Origin of the sequence: Pseudomonas sp. S37, assembly GCF_016658545.1 — a bacterium.
Taxonomy (GTDB): Bacteria; Pseudomonadota; Gammaproteobacteria; order Pseudomonadales; family Pseudomonadaceae; genus Aquipseudomonas.
The window spans coordinates 21340-27788 of record NZ_JACVZC010000087.1; the positions used below are offsets into that span (position 1 = coordinate 21340).

Annotated in this window: 6 protein-coding genes; 3 read left to right on the top strand and 3 right to left on the bottom strand. The window is 58.1% G+C overall.

Annotated features, from left to right (window positions below; all coding sequences use genetic code 11):
* Positions 1 to 251 precede the first annotated feature (251 nt).
* Genes IAE39_RS21375 through IAE39_RS21385 form a run of 3 tightly spaced genes read left to right on the top strand, consistent with a single transcriptional unit; the run spans position 252 to position 3850 of the window.
* Positions 252 to 1556, top strand: a complete 1305-nt coding sequence (locus IAE39_RS21375) for an MFS transporter (RefSeq protein ID WP_201206258.1) — start codon at positions 252 to 254, stop codon at positions 1554 to 1556.
* Between the two features lie 30 nt (positions 1557 to 1586).
* Positions 1587 to 2828 (top strand): Zn-dependent hydrolase, encoded by a 1242-nt coding sequence (locus IAE39_RS21380; protein WP_201206260.1) that lies wholly within the window; start codon positions 1587 to 1589, stop codon positions 2826 to 2828.
* Complete coding sequence (locus IAE39_RS21385) at positions 2828 to 3850, top strand: histone deacetylase family protein (protein WP_201206262.1); 1023 nt, start codon at positions 2828 to 2830, stop codon at positions 3848 to 3850. Before IAE39_RS21380 ends, IAE39_RS21385 begins: the two co-directional genes overlap by 1 nt.
* 352 nt (positions 3851 to 4202) lie before the next feature.
* Here the strand turns inward: IAE39_RS21385 and IAE39_RS21390 are convergent, their stop codons facing one another.
* The 3 genes from IAE39_RS21390 to IAE39_RS21400 are packed head-to-tail and all read right to left on the bottom strand — an operon-like array spanning position 4203 to position 6215.
* Positions 4203 to 4481, bottom strand: coding sequence for a hypothetical protein (locus tag IAE39_RS21390; protein WP_201206264.1), 279 nt, complete (start codon positions 4479 to 4481; stop codon positions 4203 to 4205).
* On the bottom strand, positions 4481 to 5683 hold the full coding sequence (locus IAE39_RS21395; RefSeq protein ID WP_201206266.1) for an S-type pyocin domain-containing protein: 1203 nt from the start codon (positions 5681 to 5683) through the stop codon (positions 4481 to 4483). Before IAE39_RS21395 ends, IAE39_RS21390 begins: the two co-directional genes overlap by 1 nt.
* Before the next feature lie 4 nt (positions 5684 to 5687).
* Positions 5688 to 6215, bottom strand: a complete 528-nt coding sequence (locus IAE39_RS21400; RefSeq protein WP_201206267.1) for a hypothetical protein — start codon at positions 6213 to 6215, stop codon at positions 5688 to 5690.
* Positions 6216 to 6449: the final 234 nt, after the last annotated feature.

Sequence of the window (6449 nt, forward strand, 5' to 3'; positions counted from 1 at the left end):
GGCTAATAGTGCGCATAATAAATAGAAAATTGACTAATCATAGGGCTGGGCCGATAAATCGCAGGTATTGAGGCCTGTTGCATCGGTGTTGGCTTCTTCGCGGGCACGCCCGCTCCCACAGAGGTTGTGCGATCCCTGTGGGAGCGGGTTTACCCGCGAAGAAGCCAACACCCAACCAACAGGCCAAGCGCCAACAGAGCGCCACCGTGATCCCGTCAACTCCTGCCAGAACAACAAGCAAAGGAGCCCCCATGAAGCCCACCGCTTCCCCCCAGCCGCGCCGTGCCGCCGCCGCCGCGTTCATCGGCACCATGATCGAATGGTACGACTTCTACATCTACGCCACCGCCGCCGCCCTGGTGTTCGGCGCGCTGTTCTTCCCCTCGGACGACAGCCTGTTCAGCACCATGGCCGCGTTCGGCACCTTTGCCGTGGGCTTTTTTGCTCGGCCGTTGGGTGGCATCGTCTTCGGCCATGTTGGCGACCGAATCGGCCGCAAAAAGTCGCTGGTCATCACCCTGCTGATGATGGGCATCGTCACCGTGTGCATCGGCCTGCTGCCGACCTATGCGCAAATCGGCGCCACCGCCCCGGTGCTGCTGATTGTGCTGCGTATCGTTCAGGGCATCGCGGTGGGCGGCGAGTGGGGTGGGGCGGTGTTGATGGCCGGCGAGCACGCGCCCAAGGGCCGGCGCAATTTCTTCGCCTCGTTCGCCCAGCTGGGCAGCCCGGCAGGCTTGATCCTGTCGCTGCTGGCCTTCGGCGCGGTCACCCGCCTGCCTGAAGAAGACCTGATGAGCTGGGGCTGGCGTGTGCCGTTCCTGGCCAGCGCGCTATTGCTGCTGGTGGGCCTGGCGATTCGCCTGGGGGTCAACGAGTCGCCCGAGTTCATTGCCAGTCGCGAGCAGGCGGCCAGGGCGCAGCGCAAGGAGCAGGCACCGGTACTGGAAGTGCTGCGCACCGCCTGGCGCCCGCTGTTGCTGTGCATCGGCGCCAATACCTTGGGCATTGCCGGGGTCTACTTTACCAACACCTTCATGATCAGCTACACCACCCAGCAGTTGCACCTGGAGCGCTCGCTGATCCTGGAGTGCCTGTTCTTCGTGGCGATCATCCAGTTCTGCGTGCAGCCGCTGGCCGCCTGGCTATCGGAAAAGATCGGCGCCACGCGCTTCCTGGCCTTGGTCGCATTGTTGGCGATGGCGTCGCCTTACCCGATGTTCGTGCTGGTCAGCTCGGGCCAAGGCCCGTTGATCGTGCTCGGCATCGCCTTGGCGGCAGCCTGCATGGCTTCGTTCTATGCGGTGATTGCCGGCTACGTCAGCGGCATGTTCGAAACCCGCGTGCGTTACACCGCCATTTCCCTGGCTTACCAGGTCTGCGGCGCCATCGCCGGTGGCCTGACCCCGTTGATTGGCACCTGGCTGGCCCACACGTTCACGGGGCAGTGGTGGCCGATGGCAGTGTTCTACACCCTGATCGCCACCCTCTCTCTGCTCTGCGTGCTTGCCCTGGCGCGCCAGTACGCCCGTAGCCAGCAACTTGAGCTGGCCTGATCGAACCGACTTCTTCTGGAGTACCCGTACATGTTGAAAAGCAATGGCGAACGCCTGTGGGCGAGCCTGATGGCCATGGCCGAAATCGGCGCCACCGCCCGCGGCGGCAGCTGCCGCCTGGCCCTCAGCGACGAGGACAAGGCCGGCCGCGAACTGTTTAGCCACTGGTGCCGCGCAGCCGGCCTGACGCTGACCGTGGATGCCATCGGCAACCTGTTCGCCCGCCGCCCTGGCAGTGACCTGGATGCTGCACCGGTAATGATCGGCAGCCACCTCGATACCCAGCCCGAAGGCGGGCGTTTCGATGGTGTCTACGGCGTGCTGGCCGGGCTGGAAGTGGTGCGCCGACTCAACGACCTGGGCATCCAAACCCGCAAGCCGCTGGAAATTGCCGTATGGACCAACGAGGAGGGCGCGCGCTTCACCCCGGCCATGTTCGGCTCGGCCGTGTTCACCGGCAGCCTGAAACTGGACGAAGCGCTGGCCATTCGCGATGCCGAGGGCATCAGCGTCGCCGACGAACTGCAACGCACCGGTTACGCCGGCCAGCGCCCGCTGGGCGGTGCGGTGGATGCCTATTTTGAAGCGCACATCGAGCAAGGCCCGATCCTTGAAGATAACGCCAAGGCCATTGGCGTAGTCAGTGGTGGGCAGGCCATTCGCTGGCTGGATGTGACCGTCGAGGGCATGGCGGCGCACGCCGGCACCACACCGATGCCGCTGCGCAAGGACGCCTTGTACGGCGCCGCGCGGATGGTCCAGGCGGTCGAGCAACTGGCGGCTGATTTTGCGCCGCAAGGCCTGACCACCGTGGGCGAACTGTCCATCACCAAGTCTTCGCGCAACACCATTCCCGGCCTGCTGCAGTTCACCGTCGACCTGCGCCACCACCGTGATGAAGCCATCGAGGCGATGGAGCGTGACCTGACCCTGAAGCTGCAAGCCATCGCCAGCCAGCGCGGCCTGCAGGTGCGCGTCGAGCGCCACTGGGTCAGCCCGGCCACCCCGTTCGACGCCGACTGCGTGGCCGCCGTGCAGCAAGCGGTGGACGGCCTTGGTTATGCCCAGCAGTCCATCGTCAGCGGCGCTGGCCACGACGCCATCCTGCTGGCCCGCTACTGCCCGACGGCCATGGTGTTCATCCCCTGTGTCGGCGGCCTGAGCCACAACGAAGCCGAGGATGTATTGCCCGACGACGCCTGCCAGGGCACCGATGTATTGCTGAACGCCGTGCTGGCCCGTGCTGGCCGTGTCGAACAAGGAGAGGCCTGATGCGTTGCTATTTCCACCCCGAACAGCTGCTGCACCACCCACGCAGTTACTACTCGCGCGGCGCCATGCGCACCCCGCAGGAAGTCCCCGAACGTGCCCAACGCCTGCTGCAGGCGGCCAAGGACCTTGGCTTTGACATCCGCCAGCCAGACGACGCCGGCCTGAAACCGCTCAAGGCGGTGCATGGCGAGGCCTACCTGGCGTTTCTCGAAGAAGCCCATGCGCGCTGGAAGGAAGTGCCCGAGGACTGGGGCGATGAAGTCATGTCGAACATCTTCGTGCGCGAGCCCAACGCCCTGCGCGGCATCCTCGCCCAGGCTGGCCGCTACCTGGCCGATGGCAGCTGCCCGGTGGGCGAGAACACCTGGCGTTCGGCCTACTGGTCGGCGCAGAGCGCGGTGGCCGGAGCCCAAGCCATTCTCGATGGCGAACCGGCAGCCTATGCACTGTGCCGGCCACCGGGGCACCATGCACGGTTCGATGCGGCGGGCGGGTTCTGCTACATCAACAACGCCGCCGTGGCCGCCCAGGCCTTGCGCAGCCGTTACAGCCGTGTGGCGGTGCTCGATACCGACATGCACCATGGGCAGGGGATTCAGGAGATTTTCTACGATCGCCGCGATGTGCTGTATGTGTCCGTGCATGGCGACCCGACCAACTTCTACCCGGGTGTGGCCGGGTTCGAGGATGAGCGGGGCAGCGGTGAAGGGGAGGGCTACAACCTCAACCTGCCGATGGCGCATGGGGCTAGCGAAGCGGACTTCATGGCGCAACTGGATATTGCGCTGGCTGCGGTGAAGGACTTTGGGGCCGAGGTGCTGGTGCTGTCGTTGGGTTTCGATATCTACGAACTGGACCCGCAGAGCAAGGTGGCGGTCACCACTGAGGGGTTTGCTGCGTTGGGTGAGCGGATTCGGGCGATGCGCTTGCCGTGCCTGATTGTGCAAGAGGGGGGGTATCACCTGGAGAGCCTGGAGGCGAATGCGCAGGCGTTTTTTGCTGACAAGGCGGACTGGCGGTAAGTGCGTGGTGCCTGAGGCGTAGTGCAGCTGCCGGCCTCTTCGCGGGCAAGCCCGCTCTCACAGGTTCTACACCAGGCTTGCAGCCAGCGCCGCTCCTACAGTTCAACCGCGTCGGACTCAACCCTGTGGGAGCGGGCATGCCCGCGAAGAAGCCAGCGCGGTCTCAAGGGTGAAACGTGCGCCCCAGCGCATCGAGCCGGATAGCAATCGGTGGCAATCGCCGGCTGTTCGCGAGTAGTCGTCACGATCCGCCCGTTAAGTGCGTCGATATGCGCAATATCACCGCTTACCGCCTGCAACTTAGCGGGCCGGCGGCTCCGATGCGACTGCCGGCGCGATCGAGGGCTAATCCCTATGAAGCATTATTGAACGTATACTTTTCTTCAAGCATGAATTTAGGTGCCGTCCATTTTGGGCCTTTCACATATCCACCACCCTCTTCCTTAATAAGACCCTCATCTATCATCTTTTTAATCAGATTCAGGAGGCCATTGCAATCACCGAGATGAATCCAATTGCTTTGAGTGTAGAGTCTGTCTATCTGCGGGTGGGAAACGCCAGTGCCTCTTGTGATAAATAGAATTACGTCAGTAGGAGTTTCGTTTTGAATTACATCGCGAATGGTATTCATCAATATTCCCGCTCCAGCTGTTTCAAGTCTGCTTCCAGCGCTTCTGTCGTGTAGAGTAATTCGGCCTCTGAGCCAAGCTGGTAGTCTTCTAAAGTAGCTGCATGCGTATTATTCCATGCTTCGCCACGATCAGTTGGCAGAATTTTATCAGCAATGCCCAGGGCACGAAAGCGCTCAAGCTCCCTTACTTCGTGCGTGAAAAATCGCTTGTCGGTGTCGGATGCTTGTATTTTACCCTGTAGGATTTTTTCGAGCCTGTTAATCATGACTTTATTTGCGTCAGAGGATGTGAAGCGACTTATGTGTAGCTTGACCAGTTCGACACCAGTCGCTGTGATCCTGGCTTCCCGCCAATCCAGTTTCTCGATAGGTCCACCCGCTTTATCTGGGTTGTAAGGGCGTCCGCTGTAAGTCCCTATGGTTGTCGCACCGGGATAGGGAGAATTGAAAACTACGTACAGTGGTGGTAGGCCAGATTCTGGTGGGAAGCAATAGATGCAGTCTTTATAGTTTGGTAGTTCATGGACAGGGAGTGGTGTCGCTTCTGTCCATGCTTGTCTGAGGTTGACACCTTCATAGGGATCCGAAGGTATCGGGATGCTGGGGGTGGTAGTTGATGATCCAATTTGGGTGTGAATGGGAAATCTGAGCTTGATTGGAAAATCACTTGATGGAATCGATGTGTAGCTATTATTTGTTTTGTCCAATATCAGGGGGCGTACGGGTACCTCTTTTTCTGCATGGGTAGCATTTGCATTTCCCGTAAGTGTATACGTATCGAGATTGGCATGAATCCGGAGCGGGGATTCGAAAGTCCCATGTTTAAGTGCGATGTCATGAATGTTGGTAGGTAGCTCAGGAATGAGTAGTTCAGCAGGTATGCTCAGGGCTGATTCATGGTACAAATCTGCGTTCCCTAGTTCAGCTGAATAAAAAAACACCCCAATGCCCAGTCTGAAAATTGGGGTGGCAGTAAGGCCAAACCTTTTGAGTGTCTGTATTCCGCTAAACAGCGCGCTTTGAAGGCTTTCGGTTGTTGATAGGGTTGTTAGTGTGGTGCTCAGTTGTATTGTGGGTTTAAGGTTTAAGGTGATGGATTTGCTGTTATTATCTTGCTTGCGGGTTTCTTGTAATGTTTTTAATGCTCTAGGGTGGAATTCTTCGAATTCTCTTCGGACTTTCTCAAGGCAGCGTCTTAGCACTATTTCAATTTTGCGCAGCGGTAACGGCGCTCATTAAAATGTACAGGTCTTCCTCAATCCAATAGAAATTTTGTTCATCCTCATCTAAATCGTTTGCGTTGTGTTCAAAATATTGGGCGGCGTCATCAATGTTTGTGGCGTAGAAGTCTTGTGCCATGTATCGATTAAGGGGGTGGGGTACTCGTTTTTCGATTTTATTATAAAGGAAGAGGAGGAATTTCTTTTTGGCATAAAGGTTGTTTGTCTGGTCTTGATGGGATTCTTTTATATCTGAATAGTGTTTGGCAAAATATATTTCAAGTCCGGGGGTTCCCGCTGGGCGAGTGGCCTCGATTTCCTTTATTGTATTTATTGCGATGGTCGAGGCGTTGGTTAAAAGTGCTTTTCTTGAAAGCAAGGCTATGTTTGGCGGTGCTATAGGCAATGTGCACGGGCTGTCCCATGAAAGGATGCTTTCGAAGTCATAGCTAAAAGGTTCGGATGAGTATATTTCTTTCAGTTGCTGGTTTGTTAGTGTTTTGCGTGAGGTCACGTCTAATTCCCTTGAAGAAGCCTTGAGGTACTAAACAGTGGGGCTTTCGCAAGAAAGGCGGCAGGTGGAATAGATGCACTGCTATCGAGTGGCAATCGCGATACTTGGAATACAAATCGAAGATGTAGGTCGCTGGTGGGCGTAGGAAGAGGGGTTGAGCTGTTGGATCAAGGGAGTAGACATCTAGGCTCTGTCTGAAAAAAGCCGTCGCATACACCGCATGACACAAGCCAG